We start from the raw sequence: 17,184 nt of genomic DNA on the forward strand, positions 1-17,184 counted from the left end.
TCGCCTGCGACGATGTCCGTGCTGTACTGCTCTCATCCAAAGACGTACCGTGCGGATGATTTTATGACACAGTAGGATTAGGTGTCGGCTTAGGAAAACCTACACCACCTTGGCATCCCTGAGCTCGGTAATCTCGGCGGCATCGAAGCCGAACTCGGCGAGCACCTCGCTTGTCTGCTCGCCGAATTCCGGCGGCCGGGCCACCATCGTGCTCGGCGTACGCGACAGCGTGACGGGCTGGCCGACCAGGCGGATGCGACGGTTCTCCGCGTTCGGCACGTCTTGGGCGATGCCGAGATGTCTGACCTGCGCGTCGTCGAACATCTGGTCGATCGAATAGATCGGCCCGCAGGGCACGCCAGCCTCATTGAGCTCCCTGACCCAAGTCTCGGTTGATTTCGCCACCGTACGCGTCTCGATCTCGGCATTGAGCGCATCGCGATTCTTCGAGCGCGCGGGCGCCGTCGCGTAGTCCGGATTGCCGACGAGCTCGGGCGCGCCGATCGCCTGTGCGCAGCGCTCCCAGATCCGCCCGCCGGTGGTGGCGATGTTGATGTAGCCGTCGGAGGTCTTGAATACGCCGGTCGGAATGCTGGTCGGATGATTGTTGCCTGCCTGTTTGGCGACTTCCTTCTCCATCAGCCAGCGCGCGGCCTGGAAGTCGAGCATGAAGATCTGCGCCTGCAACAGCGAGGTCTGCACCCACTGGCCCTCGCCGGAGACGTCGCGCTCGAGCAGTGCGGTGAGAATGCCGATGGCACAGAACAGCCCGGCGGTGAGATCGGCGACGGGAATACCCACCCGCATCGGACCGCCGCCCGGTGCCCCCGTGATCGACATCAGCCCACCCATGCCCTGCGCGATCTGATCGAAACCCGGCCGCTTGTGGTAGGGGCCATCCTGGCCGAAGCCGGAGATGCTGCCATAGACCAGGCGCGGGTTGATCGCGCGCAGGCTCTCATAGTCGATGCCGAGCTTCTTCTTCACGTCGGGGCGGAAGTTCTCGACCACGACGTCGGCCTTGGCGGCGAGGCGCTTGAACACCTCGAGCCCCCTCGGGTCCTTCAGATTGAGCGTCATCGCCCGCTTGTTGCGATGCAGATTCTGGAAGTCCGCCCCGTGCCGCGGTCCACCCGGCTGCTCACCGCCGGCATCCTCGGTGAGGGCGTCGATCTTGATGACGTTGGCGCCCCAGTCCGCGAGCTGTCGCACGCAAGTGGGACCGGACCGAACGCGGGTCAGATCGAGCACGGTAAAGCGCGACAGGGCCTGCGAGGCATGCGGGAAGGGCATCTGGAAACGCTCCGAGAGGATGATTTGGGATCCACAATAGAGCTGAAGGATTATCCGGCAAGCCTGCTCTATGCAGACCACGGTTTCTCGAATCCATTAAGTCGGCTCGCTGACATCGTCGACGGTTACGTTCTGCAAATTCACCACTTCCAGCTCCTGAGTTGACGCTCGCGCTATGGATTCTGTCACAGCCCCAGACTAGGTTGGCGTCTGAATGCAGGGGAACGGTGGAATGGAGACCGTCCGTATAGGCGATAGGAACCTTGAGCTCGCAGGCCGCTGGCTGCGGTCACTGGGCGTAAGACGCGGCCTCGCAACGATCGCGCTGCTAATATTGTCTAGCGGTCCGATTGAAGCCCAATCGCTTGGTCAAGGTGTCTCCGCGTTCAAGCGTCAGGATTATGTCGCGGCCTCGCGCGCTTTCATTCCGCTGGCCGAGCGCGGTCACGCGGCCGCGCAGTCCTATCTCGGCTACATGTTCGAGACCGGCCGCGGCGTGCCGCAGAATTATGCGGAAGCGGCGATGTGGTACCGGCGGGCAGCCGAGCAGGGCGACAGCCTCGCACAATACTCCCTTGGGCTGCTCTATGACCGCGGGCTCGGCGTGCCGCGGAACATCATCGAAGCGTCCAAATGGCTCAACCTGTCGACCGCTGCCGCACCGCCACAGGCGCGCGACGCGCGGGCCCGGATCCGCGATGCCGTCACCACCAAGATGACGCGCGGGGAGATCGCCGAGGCCCGTCTGCGGGCCCTGGAATGGGCTCCCAGTCGCGAGCGCTAGCCGGGCCAGAGCGCCAGCTGATCGGCTAGCCAGTTTTGGCCGATCCAGCCGATCCAGATCGCCGGCGCGAAGAACAGGCCGAACGGCAGGTAAGCGGTTGCGCGCAGCGGCTTCTTCTGCAGTGCTGCGGTGGCAGCATAGGCTGCGATGGCGGATAGCGCCGCCAGTTCGATCACCACGATCACCGTGGTGAAGTCGAGCCAGCCGCCGGCGACGACGGCGAGCTTGACGTCGCCGAGCCCAAGCCCATCGCGGCCGCGCCAGCGCCGGTAGAGCAGCATCAGGAGCAGGAGCGGCAGTGCCACGACGGCAGCACGAATGCCTGCCCAGAGTACGGCGCCGGTGCCGGCCCCGGCGTCGGCCTGAAGCGCTCCAGCGCGCAGCAACGCGAGGGCGAGGCCCGCGGCCGTCAGCTCGTTGGGAATGATATAACGTCGCGCGTCGGTCGCTGCGATCGCCAGCATCAGGATGGCGAGATATGCGCCGCAGAGACCTTCGCCGCCGGGCGCGGTGAGGAGGCTCACGATCACGGCCGCGCACAGCGTCAGGCTGATGAGGAGCCTCAGGCCGCGTGGACCGTTCGCAAACCCTCCGGTCACGTCCTTCAGCGCGCCGTCTTTGGCGGGACGACCACGACCGGGTCGCTGGTGCCGACCAGACGGCTGTTCATCTTGGTTCGCATCTCCTCGGCGATGACGTGCGCGTCGACGCCGTCCTTGATGACGGTCGGCCGGATGAACAGGATCAGCTCGGTGCGGGCACGCGCGTTGGTCTGGTGCGAAAAGGCATCGCCCATGCCGGGAATCTGATCGAGGATCGGAAGGCCCTGGCGTTGCTTGTTCTCGGTCTCGCTGATCAGGCCGGCGAGCAGCACGGTCTGGCCGCTCGTCACCGCGATCGAGCTCTTGACCCGGCGCTGCGAGATCGTCGGTGTCAGCGTCGTGCTGCCGGACGCCACGCTCGAGATCTCCTGCTCGATGTCCAGTACCACGTTGCCGTTGGCGTTGGACCGCGGCAGCACGCGCAGGATGATGCCGGTGTTCTTGTAGTCGATTGTATTGACCACCGTGTTGTTCGCGGTCAGCACGGTCGCGGTGCCCGTGGAGAACGGCACCTGGTCGCCGACCTGCAAAGTCGCCGTCTGATTGTCCAGCACGACCAGCGACGGATTGGACAGCACCTTGACGTCGGTGACGTTATGCAGCGCATCGAGCACGACGCGCGGCGAGTTTTCCGAGCCAATCAGAAAATTGAAGCCGGGCAGCGCGCGCCCGAGCAGCGCGCCGGCGGCGGCGTTGACGGCGTTGGTCTGCCCTTCGATGTTACTGCCGATCGTGGCGCTGTTGCTGATGCCGGAGATGGTGTTCGAGATCGAGCCTTTCTGGCTCGCCAGGAAGAACTGCACGCCATAGTTCAGCTGATTGTTCAGAGTCACCTCGGCGATCGTCGCCTCGATCGCGATCTGGCGCTGCGGCCGGTCGATCTGCCGGATGGTCTGCTCGACGACGCGTTGGGATTCCTGGTTGGCATAGACCAGCACGGCGTTGTTGGTGACGTCGGCAGTGATCCTCACGTTTTGCAGGACGGCGCTGGCGGCCGGCTTCGAGCCGGAGCCGAGCAGCGAGCCGGAGTTGTTGTCCTGGCCTTGCGTGCTGCTGGCCGCGAGTGCCGGACGGGCGCTGAGCGAGGAGCCCGCCGGACCAGTGACCGGGGTCGCAGCCCCAGCGGCGGCCGTCGGAAGTGCACTCAGTGAGGCCACCGGATTGGTGCCAGGACCGGACGCGGACATCGAAATGCCGGAGCCCGGCGAAATCTGGCTCGACGAATTGTCGAGCGAAGAGCTGCTCGTCCCGTTCTGGCTGAAAAGCATGTCGTTCAACAGCGCGACCACGACCTTCGCGTTGCCGTAGCGAAGCGGGTAGGCCTTCATGTTCACGCCGTCGGTGTCGGAGCGATCGAGCCGCGCGATCCACACCTGCGCGCGCTTGAGATATTCCGGCTTCTGGCTGACGACGAGGATGGAGTTGAGGCGCGTGATCGGCTGGAACTTGATCATGCTCTGGCTCAGGCCGCCTTCGCCCGAATCCATGATCTTCTCCATCTCGCTGATGACCGGCTCGGGCGAGGAGTTGCGCACCGGGATGATGCCGACTGATTGGCCCCGCATCCAGTCGGCGTCGAAGGAGAGAATGGTGTCGATCGCCGCCGCGCGATCCGTGCCGCTGCCGGTGACGATCAGCGTGTTGCGCGTATTGTCGGGACGCATGGTCGACGCCTTCACGCCGAATGCGTCGAGCAGCTTGAAGATGTTCTGCGCCGAGACGTAGCGCAGCGGCACGATGCTGATGCCCTGACCAGCCTCGGCCGAAACCGAGCGATCGATGCCGCCGGGGCCTGCTTCCGGCGCGGGGATGAGGCGATAGCTCGCACCGCGATCATGCACCAGCGCAACGCCGGACATCCGCAGCGCGTTCTCCAGCACATAGAGCGCATCGGCCTTTGGAACCGGGCGCACCGAGGCCAGGGTGATGGTGCCCTGCACGCGCGGATCGATCGTGTAGCCGACGTTGAGGACGTCACCGAGGATGACCTTGGCGACGGTTGCGACCGGTGCGTTCTCGAAATTCAGATCGTAGCCGCTGCCGCCGCGATCGTCGCGCTCGGCAAGCGCTCCGCCTTCCGGCGTCGAACCGTCGCTGAGATAGATCGCAGGCCTGGAGGATTTCGTCTGCGCAACACCGCTCGCTCCCGTGTCGGCGGGTTGACGCGGCTCGAGATCGAGCGAGCGGATCTTGTCGGTGAGATCCTGCGCGCGCGGGTCCTTGGGGTTGCCCTCGATCGATTGATCGGCGGTGACGATACACGCCGTCAGCAGGAACGCAGATGACAAAAGGATGACAGTTCCAGGCAACGCTGAGCAGAGGCGCGAAAGCGGTTGGACCACTTTAAACAAAGGACGCCTACCAACAGCAGGAGTGACTGGAAACGCATCCGATCTTCATGATCAGCATGCGCAACAATTTGCGCCACGAATATGTTTTTGCTACGTAGCAAGTCAAGGGCAAACGCCTTCCGTCACGTGCGCGAGCCGTGCTTTCACTTAACAAGGCAAGCTGTGACTGCGATGCGAGATCTATCCGCAGATAGCTTCCGGCAGCATCTTCTCGAGAAACATTCATTGCCGCCACGGGCGCGCGCTCGAGTCGAGACGTCGACCAATCCGGCGTTGACGCGTCCTCTGCGTGAATTGTGGGAGGCGACCGATCTCTCTGCAGCGGAATTCGCCGACGAGGTCTCTGACTATTTTGGTCTGACCCGGCTAAGCCTTCCGCAGCTTCTGACGACGACACCGTGCCTGGACGGTTTTTCGCGCCGCTTCCTGCGCGAGTCCACAATCTTTCCGTTCCGTTCACCCAATGACGGTTATCGACTGGCGATCGCCGATCCGTCGGATGCTGCAGCCATTCGTGCTGCCGAAATCGTGTTTGGCACACCGATCGATATCGTAGTGGCTTCATATGAAGATATTACGACAGTTCTCGACCAGCGTGCGGACGCGGACGACGCGAGTGCGGATGACGCCATCAAGGGCGTGGCGCAGCAATCCGACGACGACATCGAGAGCCTGCGCGATCTCGCCAGCGGCGCGCCTGTGGTACGCGCGCTCAACGATCTCCTGGAGCGCGCCGTGGAACTGCGCGCGAGCGACATTCATATCGAGCCGTTCCGCGCCGGGCTCGTGCTTCGCCTGCGCGTCGACGGTCTCTTGCGCGCGCTGCCCTCCTCGCAGGGTATTCCACCACAGGCGCTGATCTCGCGTGTGAAGATTCTGGCTGGCCTCAACATCGCCGAGCGACGGCTGCCGCAGGACGGTGCCGCGCGCGTGCGCGTCGGCCGCTCCGAGATCGACGTCCGCGTCGCGACCATGCCGACGCAACATGGCGAGAGCGCGGTCATTCGTCTGTTGCCGCGTGATCGCGGTCTGCTCGACATGAGCAAGCTCGGTCTTTCCGCGCGCGATGAATCGGTGATGACGCGACTGCTGGCCCTGCCGCACGGCATGATCGTGGTGACTGGGCCGACCGGCAGCGGCAAGACGACGACTCTTGCCACCATGCTGTCGATCCTCAACGAGCCGACGCGCAAGATCCTCACCATCGAGGATCCCGTCGAATACGAGATTGCCGGCATCAACCAGTCGCAGGTCAAGCCGTCGGTCGGGCTGACCTTTGCCTCCGCCATGCGTGCCTTCGTCCGTCAGGACCCCGATGTGATCATGGTCGGCGAAATCCGTGATGCCGAGACCGCGCATATCGCGATTCATGCGGCGCTCACCGGCCACCTCGTGCTGACGACGCTGCACACCGAGACGGCGGCTGCCGCCGTGCCGCGTCTGATCGATCTCGGCATCGAAGGATTTTTGCTGAAGTCGACGCTGCGCGCGGTGGTGGCGCAACGGCTCGTGCGCGTGTTGTGCGACCGCTGCAAGGTGCCGCACGCGCTGACCGAGACGGATCTTGCCAGGGATCCACGCTTTGCCGTGATCGGCTTCAGGGCGGGCGAGGTCGTACACGAGGCCGGCGGTTGCGAACGCTGCGGCGGCACCGGCTATCGCGGCCGCAATGGCGTGTTCGAGATCCTGGAAATGTCTGACGACGTGCGCCGCCTGATCGGGCCACAGACCGATTCCCACTCCATCGACGCCGTCGCGATGCAGGGAGGCATGACAACGATGCTGGAGGATGCGGTCGCAAAATGCCGCGCCGGGCTGACGACCGTGCCCGAGGTCTTCCGCGTCACGACGGTCCGCTGATCCGATGCCGAACTATCGCTACCGCGCGCTCAATGCCAATGGTGAGCTGGTCTCCGGCGCCATCGCCGCGCCAGCACCCGGCGACGTCGCGCAGCGGATCGAGCGGCTCGGCCTCGTGCTGGTCGACAACGTCACGCTGGAGGACGGCAGTTCGGCCCGCGGCGCCTACAGCGTCCTCAACAAGCCCAAGGCCGCGGACATCACGATCTTCACCGCTGACCTTGGGCTGCTGCTTCGCGCGGGCGCCCGCATCAATGATGGCCTGGAACTGCTCGCGGCCGATCGCGATCTCGGACGGCTGCGGCCCGTGGTCGCCGACATCCGTTCACGCGTGCTCGCCGGGGAGAGCTTCGCCGAGGCGCTGCTCCGGCACGGCACCTTGTTCCCGCCGATCTATGTCGCGCTCGTTCGGGTGGGCGAGGCATCGGGTTCGCTCGACCAGGTGCTCGAGGTGCTGGCCAACGAGCGGACGCGAACCGAGGCCCTGAAGCGCAAGCTCAGCGATGCCATGCGCTATCCGGTCTTCGTGCTGGGCGCGGCCGCCTGCGTCCTCTTGTTCTTCCTCACCTTCGTGCTGCCGCAGTTCGCGAGCGTGTTGCAGGATTTCGGCGCCAAGGTCGATCCGATGCTCCTGGTCTTCCTGAACATGTCGACCTTCATGCATAACAACTCCGATGCCGTCCTGGCGGGACTCGCGGCGACGATCGCGGTCCTGTGGCTGGTGTTGCGGCAGGAGCGCATTCGCAGAGGGATCGCGAACACGATCACGCGGCTGCCGGCGATCCGCGGTATCGTGAGCTCGTATCGCACCGCGCTGTTCTGCCGGAACCTCGGCGTGCTGCTCGGCAGTGGCGTCAATCTGACGACCACACTGCGTATCCTCATCGACATGATGGCGACCGCGGGCCCCTCGACCGTATGGAGCGAGGCCGCCGACCGCGTCCGTCACGGCGCGAAACTGTCCGATGCACTCGCCGAGACCGACGCGCTGCCGGCAATGGCGGTGCGCATGCTCAGGCTCGGCGACGAGACCGGGCAGTTGCCGATGTTGTCCGGCCGCGTCGCCGATTTCTACGAGGCCAAGCTGCAGCGCACGCTCGATCGCGCCGTCGGCATCGCGGGCCCTGCCGCAATCATCGTGATTTCGGTGGTGGTCGGCGGTCTGATCGTGTCTGTCATGACAGCGTTGATGTCGGTCAGTCAAATTGTCGGCTAGAGCATGATCCGGACCCGAAGGGCGGCGTTAGCGCGAAGTGCGAAGCGGTTTTCCGAAAGATCATGCGCAAACAACAACTTGAAGTGCGATGATCTCATCGCGCTTCAAGCCGGATACGGAGGGGTTGAAGTGACCAGAAATTCTGTCGCGCTCGCAAAGCGCGGGCGGCGCGCGCGCCGAGGGGAGGCTGGCTTCACGCTGGTCGAGATCCTCGTCGTCATCACCATCATCGGGCTGATCATGGCGCTGGTCGGCCCGCGGGTGCTGAACTATCTCGGCGAGTCCAAGGCGAAGGCGGCCAAGATCCAGATCGAGAGTTTCTCCAGCGCGCTCGACCTCTATTACCTCGACCTCGGTCGTTATCCCTCGACCAACGAGGGTCTTGCCGCGCTGGCGCGCAGCAACAATGTGCCAGGCTGGAACGGGCCGTATTTGCGTGGCGGCGTCGTGCCGAACGACCCCTGGGGACACGGCTATGTCTACCGCGCGCCAGGCGAGCGCGCGCCCTATGACATCATCTCGCTCGGATCGGACGGTCAGGAAGGCGGCAGTGGAACGGCGGCCGACATTGCCAGCGGCGCGCGCTGAGACCGCACTCGATGCGCGCGGCTTCGCGCTGATCGAGATCCTGTGCGTGCTCGCCATCATTGGCCTGCTCGCGGCGATCATCCTGCCGGCGATCCCGCGCGCGACGACACGGGCCAAGCTGGAGAGTTATGCGGTCGCGACCGCGGCCCTATTGAAGGCCGATCGCGGCACGGCGCTGCGTCGTCAGGTCAGGGTGGCGACGCAGGTTGATGCCGAGGCTCGCGCGATCCGTTCTGGCGTCACCGGACGGGTTCTCCGCCTGCCGAACGACGTCACGGTACAGGCCATGCTGGCTGCACGCTGCGCCGACCGTGCCGGTGGGCGAACGATCGATTTCTTCCCGTCGGGTATGTCGTGCGGCGGCGTGATCGCGCTGGCACGACCCGGCATGGGCTACGAGGTGCGCGTGAACTGGCTGACCGGAGGCGTCGAGATTGTCGCGCAGAAGCTGCTATAAAGCGTTTTTCAGCGAAATGGATACCGGTTCGCGTGAAGAAAACGCGTCAAAACAAGAATCCGGAGCCCCATTCCGATTCAACCGGAACGGAAACGGCTCTAGAGGCGAAGCCGGCTTCACTTTGATCGAGGCGCTGGTTGCGCTTGCGATCATCGCGGCCGTGCTCGGTACGATCGGGACAGTCATCGCCACGACGGTGCAGGGGACCCGCTCGATCGATCAGCGCCTGGCGCTGGCCGGAACGGCGGAGACGCTGCTGGCGCAATTGCCGCCGCGTGCGCTGATCAAGCCGGGACGGCAGAGCGGGGAGCTCGCCGGCAGCCGCTGGCGCATGGACGTGGCGCCGATGAACGTGCCGGGCGGCGATCCCGCGACCGACCGTTTCGTGCCGCTGTCGGTCACGCTCAGGCTGCAGCGTGCCGACGGCAGCACGTTCCAGGTCGCCACCGTGAAGCTGGTGCCGAGGGCCGCACAATGAAGCTGCGCCGCGCATTGGCCGAGGAGGCGGGGTTCACGCTGCTCGAAGTGTTGTTGGCGACGCTGTTGATGACCGTCATCCTCGCTGCGCTTGCGACGGTCACCGCGCAGTGGCTGCCGAACTGGAATCGCGGCATCGCGCGGGTGCAACGGGCCGAGCGCGTTGCCACCGGGCTTGATCGTATCGTTGCGGATCTGTCGGTCGCCGAGCTGCTCCCGATGAATGCCGATAGCAGGACCCCGCTGTTCGAGGGTTCCGAGCTGGCGGTGACCTTCGTACGCACGGCGCTTGGTCCCAACGTGCGCCCGGGGCTCGAGAACGTGCGGCTGATCGAGAAGGCCGATGCGCAGGGGCTCGCGCTGGTGCGTGAGCGCGCTCCGTTCGCGCCGATGCCGCCCGACGGCCAGATCCGTTTCGTCGATCAGGTGGTGTTGCTGCGCGCGCCGTTCCGCGTGAGCTTCTCCTATTCCGGGCCGGATCAGGTCTGGCAGCCGACCTGGCGCGACCAGCCGCAGCTGCCCGAGCGCATTCGCGTTACCGTGCGTGACAGTTCGACCGGCCAGGTGTTGGCGGTTTCAGGCGCGGTGATGCCGCACATCACAACACCGGCCGAATGCGCGCGCGCCAAGAATCCCGCGACATGCGCCACCGCGCGTGCAAGGCCGGAGCCCGCGCAGAAACAGGAGCAGCTGTGACACTCACGGCGACCACGCGCAGCCGCCTGAGCGCGGCTGGGGAAGCAGGCGGCTTCATCGTCGTCGCGGTGCTCTGGATGCTGGCGGCGCTGGCGGCGCTCGTCCTGATCTACCTGACCTACGTGACCAACACCGCCGTCACGGTGGCTGGCAACACCGATCATGTCCAGGCCGACGCGCTGGTGAGCGCGGGCGTCGAGCTCGCCGCCTATCAGTTGACGGCAAAAGCCGAGGCGCACCCGACCAGCGGAACGTTCAATGCCCGCATCGGTGCGGGACGGGTGTCCGTCACGTTCCGTTCCGAAGCCGCGCGCATCGACCTCAATGCCGCGCCGAAAGGGCTGCTCGCTGGATTAATGATCGGGCTTGGGATCAGTGAGACGGACGCAGCGAGCTACGCCGACCGGATCCTCGCATGGCGGGCATCGACCGAAGCGGGCAACGGCGATCGGGAGAATTCCTACTACCGCACGCTTGGCTCGGCCTATCTGCCGCGGCATGCGCCGTTTCCGCATGTCGAAGAGCTCTGGCTGGTGCGCGGTATCCCGTCCGCGGTGGTCGAGCGCATGCTGCCCTTCGTCACCGTCTTCAGCAACATGCGGACCGTGAATCTTCTCGATGCCGCACCCCAGGTGCTGGCGGCGCTGCCGGGCATGACGCCAGAGGCGTTGCAGCAGCTCTTAAGGGACCGGGCTGATCCCAATGTCGATCCGCGCGCCCTGCTTGGTGTTGCCGGCTCCGATAGCGCCACGCTGGATGGCTCAAAAGCCTACCGGCTGACCGTCGCAGTCGAGTCGGCGGCGCGCCGGCGCAGCTCGGCCGAAATCGTCATTCTGCTTCTCGAGGGTACCGACGAACCCTATCGTGTATTGTCGTGGCACAACGACCTGGACGGCTCCGCCGGAAAGCCTCTGTGAGATGAATCTGTTGCAATCGATACGCGCGATCCTCGACGCCTGGACCGGCACGGTCGCTGCGACCATCGTCGCCGGCTTCGAGCGCATGGTGTCGCCGCGCCTCGTCCGGCTGGTCGAGAGTGAGACCGGAGAGTTTGCGCTCGAGGCTGCCAACAAGCCGGACAACGTTCCGGCCGGGATCGCCTTTCGCGATGGCGAGTTCGCCGCGGCCAATCTGGCGCCGGTGCTTCGCGGAAGCCGCATCGAAATCGTGTTGCGGCCGACACGTTTCCTCTTCCGCCCGCTCGAATTGCCGGCCCGCGCTGCCGATTTCCTCGACGGCATCGTGCGGGCGCAAATCGACCGACTGACGCCGTGGAATGCTGGCGATGCCATATTCGGCTGTGGCGCGCCGTCGGCGAGCGGCAGCGAGGCGATCACCACCGTGATCGCCGCAGCGCCGCGCAAGCTTGCGATGGGCTATGTCGACGCGGTGTCCGACTTCCATCCCTCTGCTATCGCGATCTGGACCGATGCAGCCGAGCCGGCGCAGGGCCGGATCAAGGTGTTCGAGCAGAAATCCCGCGGCGCCATCGACCGGGCTCGCCTGAGCCGGATGCTCCAAGTCACGCTCGGCGTCGCCGCCGTCGCGGCGGTCGTCGCCTCTGTTCTTGCAAGCTATCTGGCCGACAGCCTCAGCGCGCAGGAGAGCGAGCTCGAGCGCCAGATCACCCAGCGCCGCGCCGCGCTGCGGATGGGCACCGACGGCGGCGAACGTTCGCCGCTGGCGCTTCTCGAGCGGCGCAAATATGAGAGTGCGGCGAGCGTGATCGTGCTGGAGTCGCTCAGCCGCGTGCTGCCGGACCACACCTATGTCACCGAGCTGCATCTCGCAGGCAACAAGCTGCAGATCGCCGGCATCACGCATGACGCGCCGTCGCTGATTCCGCTGATCGAGCAATCCCAGCATTTCACCCGCGCGACGTTCTACGCCCCGACCACGCGCGCGCCCTCGGATCCTGGAGAGCGCTTCCATATCGAGGCACAGATCGAGCCGAGGAACGTGCCATGAGCGCCCAAAGCACCATGACACGCGCCCTGACCACCTCGCCGTTGATCGCGGTGACGCTCTACGCCGCCATGACCGGCGGTCTCTTGCTCATCACGGTGCTCTCGGTCGCCGACGTCTTCGCCCATCGCCAGGCGCTGGTGCAGACCTCCGATCTGCTCGACCAGTTGCGCGGCCGCAAGACCGGCGCCGGTGGCAAGGCCGCGTCGTCGGCCGACCATCCGGGCACGCCTTTCCTGGAAGGGCCGACCGTGACGGTCGCGGGCGCCAATCTGCTGCAGCGCGTTGCGTCGGCGGTGGCCAATGTCGGCGGCACGGTCCAGTCGTCGCAGGTCGACGTCTCCGGCGCGCAAGCCAAGGATGGTCTCGTCGGCCTCGTCGTCAGTTGCGAACTGGAGCAGACCAGCTTGCAGAAGCTGCTCTACGATCTCGAAGCCGGCATGCCGTTCCTGTTCGTCGACCAGCTCGATGTTCAGGTGCCGCAGACAACGACCCTGAACGAAGCTGGCGCCGGCCGCGTCAGGGTGATCCTCGGCGTTTCCGGCCAGTGGCGGGCAGGAAACTAGGCTGGAGAGGTGGTTCCCTTCATCTCCAGCGCTGTTTTGATGGGTGCGGGTTGATGGCAGAGCACATCGGAACTAGTTTGCCGGCTCGGCCACGCCGCCCGGCAGTCGGTCGCAGGGGAGTGTCGATGTTCGGACGGCTGGGACGGATCGGATTGGTCGCGCTGTGGATCATCCCTGCCTTGGGCACGGGGGCGACGATGGCGGTGACCTCGTCCCGAATCGATATCCTGTCCGACGATACGGTCAGCAATTCGACCGATACTGTTGACGTTGGCGCAGTGCGCCCGATCGCAAGGCCCGCGCAATCCGCAAGCAGGCCGCTTCCTCGAGGTAATCCGCTCTGGTCTGTGCCGCTGTCGGCGCTGACCGCAACGGAGGAACGCCCGATCTTCTCGGCGACGCGCCGGCCGCCGCCGCGCGCGGTGGCGGCATCGTCGGCCGAAGAGGCCCCAGCGCCGCCGCCTCCGAAGGCGGCCGAGGCGCCGCTGCCGCTCGTCCTGGTCGGAGCCGTGGTTGGCGAGGGCGAGGCCATTGCGATCCTCATGGACCGCACCGATCAGAAGGTGATCCGCATGCGCCAGGGCGAATCGCGGGCAGGCTGGTCGCTCAGCGCCGTTCAGCCGCGCGAAGTCACGTTCAAGCACGGCGACCGCAGCGAGGTGCTGGCGTTGCAGCGGCCGGAAGCGCCAGCACCGTCCGGGCCTCCAGTTGGCGCGGTACCAATTCCTCCGACGACAGCTCTCGACGCGCCAACTCCGGCTGCGGAAGGCTCGTTCTCTGCACCCATCGTTTCGAGACCGGCGTCAAAAGGCGCCGCATCCAGCGGTCTTTGAGCTCAACCCGCGGCCTCGCTGTGCTGAGGTGTCGTCGGCGAAACGTGGGGCTGACGCGCGCTGGCCCCGGCTCAGCGCGACAGGCGCTTCAGCTCGGCGCGAGCCTTCTCCGCGAGCGGGTCGTCCCCGTGGCGGGCAATGAAGAGCTCCAGCGCCTCGGCCGTTCCCTTTCGGCGAGCAAGCTCGTACTCCTCGGCGACGGCAATGGAGGGATCGCGCGCCGGCGGCATGATCCCGGCGCGCCCGGGTTTACCTGCTTCCTGCGCCTCGGCTTTGCGAACCATGACGGGCTGTTCCTCCAGGAGCGGGTGATCCGAGCCGGCGAGCGCGGCGAGGGCCACGAAAAGGCCGGCCGCAGGGCGGAACGGTCCCATGGGTTGCCTCAAGATTGCTGCGGTGGTCTCGTCCAACCCCGTGTAAACACAGGGAGACTGATTAACAAGTCGTTATCAGGGCGGCTTCGCACAACCTATCCAAATTAAAACAAACATATAAAACGAGGCCTTAGAATTGGCGCGGCGCCCCGAATCAGGGTGCGCTCGGCGCTACCGGGAGAGTGATCATTGGCTACCGCGGTTACCATCGGCGCAACCGGCAATGCCGACATCGATGGAATGCTGTCCGGTTACAAATGGACCGGCACGATCACCTACAGCTTTCCGGATGCCTCCGGCGACTACTCGAACCCCTATACCGGCGGGAACGGCGAGCCGACCACATCGGGCTTCTCTCAAGCCCCGAGCCAGATGCAGGCTGCGATCAACTACGCGATCGGGCTGATCCAAAGCTACACCAACGCCACCATCCAGTACGCCGGGACCAACGGCGCGGATATCATGGTGGCGCAGTCGCCGGCCGCCAATCCGACCTCGTACGCCTACTATCCAAATAGCTATGCATCCGGCGGCGACGTCTGGTTCGGAACCGCATACAATTATTCGCAGGCCTCGCTCGGCAACTATTATTTCGCGACCGCGCTGCACGAGCTCGGTCACGCCTTCGGCCTGAAGCACAGCCAGGAGACCGGCGGCCCCGCCAACGTCGCGGTGCCGAGCGCGCATGACGATTCCGAATACACCGTCATGAGCTATCGCAGCTATGTCGGAGCTTCGACGACGACCGGCTACACCAATGAGGCGTACGGATATCCGCAGACCTACATGGCCAACGATATCCTCGCGCTGCAAACGATGTACGGCGCGAACTACACGACCCAGAGCGGCAACACGGTCTACACCTGGAGCCCGACCACGGGGCAGGAGTTCATCAATGGCGTCGCGCAGCTTGCGCCGGGTGGCGGAGCCGGTGGTTCGGCCAACCGCATCTATGAGACGATCTGGGATGGCGGTGGTGTCGATACCTACGACCTGTCGAACTATGCGACGAACCTGACCATCAATCTCAATCCCGGCGCATCGTCGGTATTCTCGAGCACGCAGTTGGCCTATCTCGGCAACGGCCACTATGCGGTAGGCAACGTCTACAACGCCTATCTCTACAACAACGACGCACGTTCCTACATCGACAACGCGATTGGCGGCACCGGCAACGACACGATGATCGGCAACGCCATCGCCAACGTGCTGAATGGCGGCTCGGGCAACGACACCATCACCGGCGGCGGCGGCAACGACACCATCATCGGCGGCGCCGGGACCGATACGGCGGTGTATTCGGGTAACAAGGCCAGTTACTCCATCACATATGATGCGAACTCGCAGACCTTCACCATAAGCGATCTGCGCTCCGGCTCACCCGACGGCACCGACAGCCTGACAGGGGTGGAGAATTTTCAGTTCGCGGACGGTACGGTCGCCAGCGCTAGCCTGATCAACGTTACGATCGAGGCGCAAGGCTCCACCAAGCTGGTGCAGACAGGCACGAGCTATTACCTCGACAGCATCAGCACCGGCAGCGGACCCGTTCTGAAGATTTCCGGCTCAGCGCTGGTGTCGACCAGCTATGCGCCGTGGGCGCCAGTCGGCGCCGAGCAGGTCGGCAGCGGATATGATGTCGTCTGGAAAAATCACTCGACCGGGCTGTACACCGTCTGGAGCACCGACAGCAACGGCAACTATATCTCCAATCTCACTGGCGATCTGTCCGGCACTAGCGCGTCCCTCGAGTCTTTCGAGACCACCCTTCAACAGGACCTCAACGGCGACGGCACGATCGGTGTTGTCACGACCACCATCGAGGCACAGGGCTCCACCAAGCTGGTGCAGGTAGCCGATAACTTCTACCTCGACGATATCAGCACCGGCAGCGGGCCTGTCCTGAAGATTTCCGGCTCGTCGGTCAGCGCCCAGGCCTACGGCACCTGGGCACCCATCGCAGCCGAGAAGACGGCGAGCGGATACGATGTGGCGTGGAAGGACTCTGCGACGGGTCACTTCACGGCCTGGAGCACTGACAGCAACGGCAACTATACCGGCAATATCGTTCCCGAGGTGACCGGGACGAATGCGTCATTTGAGTCGCTTGAGACCACCTTTCAACAGGACCTCAACGGCGACGGCACGATCGGCATTCCCACCACCACCATTGAAGCACAGGGCTCTACCAAGCTGGTGCAGGTGGGTGACAACTTCTACCTCGACGCTATCAGCACCGGCAGCGGACCTGCTCTGAAGATTTCCGGCTCAGCATTGGTGTCGACCAGCTATGCGCCGTGGGCGCCAGTCGGCGCCGAGCAGGTCGGCAGCGGATATGATGTCGTCTGGAAAAATTCTTCAACCGGTCTCTACACTGTCTGGAGCACCGACAGCAACGGCAACTACGTCTCGAGTCTCACTGGCGACCTGTCCGGCACCAGCGCGTCCCTTGAGTCTTTCGAGACCACCTTTCAACAGGACCTCAACGGCGACGGCACGATCGGTGTTGTCACGACCACCATCGAGGCACAGGGCTCCACCAAGCTGATGCAGGTAGCCGACAACTTCTACCTCGACGCTATCAGCACCGGCAGCGGGCCTGTCCTGAAGATTTCCGGCTCGTCGGTCAGCGCCCAGGCCTACGGCACCTGGGCGCCAATCGCGGCCGAGAAGACGGCGAGCGGATACGATGTGGCGTGGAAGGACTCTGCGACGGGTCACTTCACGGCCTGGAGCACCGACAGCAACGGCAACTATACCGGCAATATCGTTCCCGAGGTGACCGGGACGAATGCGTCGTTTGAGTCGCTTGAGACCACCTTTCAGCAGGACCTCAACGGCGACGGCACGATCGGTGTTGTCACGACCACCATCGAGGCACAGGGCTCCACCAAGCTAGTGCAGGTAGCCGACAATTTCTACCTCGACGCTATCAGCACCGGCAGTGGGCCTCTCCTGAAGATTTCCGGCTCGTCGGTCAGCGCCCAGGCCTACGGCACCTGGGCACCCATCGCAGCCGAGAAGACGGCGAGCGGATACGACGTGGCGTGGAAGGACTCTGCGACGGGTCACTTCACGGCCTGGAGCACTGACAGCAACGGCAACTATACCGGCAATATCGT

General features: G+C 64.7%; 16 protein-coding genes. 12 read left to right on the top strand and 4 right to left on the bottom strand.

The features are described from left to right. Positions 1 to 99: 99 nt before the first annotated feature. On the bottom strand, positions 100 to 1,293 hold the full coding sequence (locus SO180_RS11920; RefSeq protein WP_449379011.1) for a CaiB/BaiF CoA transferase family protein: 1,194 nt from the start codon (positions 1,291 to 1,293) through the stop codon (positions 100 to 102). A 232-nt stretch (positions 1,294 to 1,525) separates the two neighbouring features. On the opposite strand from SO180_RS11920, the gene SO180_RS11925 reads away from it, so the two are divergent. Continuing rightward, the gene (locus SO180_RS11925; protein WP_449379012.1) at positions 1,526 to 2,077 is read left to right on the top strand and encodes a tetratricopeptide repeat protein; all 552 of its coding nucleotides are present in this window, start codon (positions 1,526 to 1,528) and stop codon (positions 2,075 to 2,077) included. Here the strand turns inward: SO180_RS11925 and SO180_RS11930 are convergent. Next, entirely contained in the window at positions 2,074 to 2,676 is a 603-nt protein-coding gene (locus SO180_RS11930; RefSeq protein WP_449379013.1) for a prepilin peptidase, read from the bottom strand. The two genes, SO180_RS11925 and SO180_RS11930, sit on opposite strands and share 4 nt — an antisense overlap. Before the next feature lie 5 nt (positions 2,677 to 2,681). Beyond that, positions 2,682 to 4,967, bottom strand: a complete 2,286-nt coding sequence (gene gspD / locus SO180_RS11935) for a type II secretion system secretin GspD (protein ID WP_449379014.1) — start codon at positions 4,965 to 4,967, stop codon at positions 2,682 to 2,684. A 234-nt stretch (positions 4,968 to 5,201) separates the two neighbouring features. On the opposite strand from gspD, the gene SO180_RS11940 reads away from it, so the two are divergent. The 10 genes from SO180_RS11940 (at position 5,202) to SO180_RS11985 (ending at position 13,688) form a co-directional block, all read left to right on the top strand. Next, positions 5,202 to 6,890: a GspE/PulE family protein gene (locus SO180_RS11940; RefSeq protein WP_449379015.1), complete on the top strand. Its 1,689-nt coding sequence runs from the start codon at positions 5,202 to 5,204 to the stop codon at positions 6,888 to 6,890. Positions 6,891 to 6,894: 4 nt separating this feature from the next. After that, on the top strand, positions 6,895 to 8,106 hold the full coding sequence (locus SO180_RS11945) for a type II secretion system F family protein (RefSeq protein ID WP_449379016.1): 1,212 nt from the start codon (positions 6,895 to 6,897) through the stop codon (positions 8,104 to 8,106). A 129-nt stretch (positions 8,107 to 8,235) separates the two neighbouring features. After that, positions 8,236 to 8,694, top strand: coding sequence for a type II secretion system major pseudopilin GspG (gene gspG / locus SO180_RS11950; RefSeq protein WP_449379017.1), 459 nt, complete (start codon positions 8,236 to 8,238; stop codon positions 8,692 to 8,694). Next, positions 8,657 to 9,151: a pilus assembly FimT family protein gene (locus tag SO180_RS11955; RefSeq protein ID WP_449379018.1), complete on the top strand. Its 495-nt coding sequence runs from the start codon at positions 8,657 to 8,659 to the stop codon at positions 9,149 to 9,151. The genes gspG and SO180_RS11955 overlap by 38 nt, the downstream gene beginning before the upstream one ends. Before the next feature lie 16 nt (positions 9,152 to 9,167). Next, positions 9,168 to 9,629, top strand: coding sequence for a prepilin-type N-terminal cleavage/methylation domain-containing protein (locus SO180_RS11960; RefSeq protein WP_449379019.1), 462 nt, complete (start codon positions 9,168 to 9,170; stop codon positions 9,627 to 9,629). Further along, positions 9,626 to 10,324 (top strand): hypothetical protein, encoded by a 699-nt coding sequence (locus SO180_RS11965; protein WP_449379020.1) that lies wholly within the window; start codon positions 9,626 to 9,628, stop codon positions 10,322 to 10,324. The genes SO180_RS11960 and SO180_RS11965 overlap by 4 nt, the downstream gene beginning before the upstream one ends. After that, entirely contained in the window at positions 10,270 to 11,241 is a 972-nt protein-coding gene (locus SO180_RS11970) for a type II secretion system minor pseudopilin (protein WP_449379021.1), read from the top strand. The genes SO180_RS11965 and SO180_RS11970 overlap by 55 nt, the downstream gene beginning before the upstream one ends. Position 11,242: 1 nt before the next feature. Then, positions 11,243 to 12,292, top strand: coding sequence for a PilN domain-containing protein (locus SO180_RS11975; RefSeq protein WP_449379022.1), 1,050 nt, complete (start codon positions 11,243 to 11,245; stop codon positions 12,290 to 12,292). Beyond that, positions 12,289 to 12,855, top strand: coding sequence for a type II secretion system protein GspM (gene gspM / locus SO180_RS11980; RefSeq protein WP_449379023.1), 567 nt, complete (start codon positions 12,289 to 12,291; stop codon positions 12,853 to 12,855). Before SO180_RS11975 ends, gspM begins: the two co-directional genes overlap by 4 nt. Positions 12,856 to 12,980: 125 nt before the next feature. After that, positions 12,981 to 13,688: a hypothetical protein gene (locus SO180_RS11985; protein ID WP_449379024.1), complete on the top strand. Its 708-nt coding sequence runs from the start codon at positions 12,981 to 12,983 to the stop codon at positions 13,686 to 13,688. A gap of 71 nt (positions 13,689 to 13,759) precedes the next feature. On the opposite strand, the gene SO180_RS11990 is transcribed toward SO180_RS11985, so the two are convergent. Next, positions 13,760 to 14,062, bottom strand: coding sequence for a hypothetical protein (locus SO180_RS11990; protein WP_449379025.1), 303 nt, complete (start codon positions 14,060 to 14,062; stop codon positions 13,760 to 13,762). 189 nt (positions 14,063 to 14,251) lie between these two features. On the opposite strand from SO180_RS11990, the gene SO180_RS11995 reads away from it, so the two are divergent. After that, a partial coding sequence (locus SO180_RS11995; RefSeq protein WP_449379026.1) for a M10 family metallopeptidase C-terminal domain-containing protein occupies positions 14,252 to 17,184 on the top strand: 2,933 nt, incomplete at its 3' end.

The organism is Bradyrhizobium sp. UFLA05-112 (assembly GCF_053572325.1).

Bases quoted from the DNA above. Each gene is read 5' to 3' on its own strand.
- SO180_RS11920 (WP_449379011.1), bottom strand. From the start codon at position 1,293: ATGCCCTTCCCGCATGCCTCGCAGGCCCTGTCGCGCTTTACCGTGCTC.
- SO180_RS11925 (WP_449379012.1), top strand. From the start codon at position 1,526: ATGGAGACCGTCCGTATAGGCGATAGGAACCTTGAGCTCGCAGGCCGC.
- SO180_RS11940 (WP_449379015.1), top strand. From the start codon at position 5,202: ATGCGAGATCTATCCGCAGATAGCTTCCGGCAGCATCTTCTCGAGAAA.
- SO180_RS11945 (WP_449379016.1), top strand. From the start codon at position 6,895: ATGCCGAACTATCGCTACCGCGCGCTCAATGCCAATGGTGAGCTGGTC.
- SO180_RS11960 (WP_449379019.1), top strand. From the start codon at position 9,168: ATGGATACCGGTTCGCGTGAAGAAAACGCGTCAAAACAAGAATCCGGA.
- SO180_RS11965 (WP_449379020.1), top strand. From the start codon at position 9,626: ATGAAGCTGCGCCGCGCATTGGCCGAGGAGGCGGGGTTCACGCTGCTC.
- SO180_RS11970 (WP_449379021.1), top strand. From the start codon at position 10,270: ATGCGCCACCGCGCGTGCAAGGCCGGAGCCCGCGCAGAAACAGGAGCA.
- SO180_RS11975 (WP_449379022.1), top strand. From the start codon at position 11,243: ATGAATCTGTTGCAATCGATACGCGCGATCCTCGACGCCTGGACCGGC.
- gspM (WP_449379023.1), top strand. From the start codon at position 12,289: ATGAGCGCCCAAAGCACCATGACACGCGCCCTGACCACCTCGCCGTTG.
- SO180_RS11985 (WP_449379024.1), top strand. From the start codon at position 12,981: ATGTTCGGACGGCTGGGACGGATCGGATTGGTCGCGCTGTGGATCATC.
- SO180_RS11990 (WP_449379025.1), bottom strand. From the start codon at position 14,062: ATGGGACCGTTCCGCCCTGCGGCCGGCCTTTTCGTGGCCCTCGCCGCG.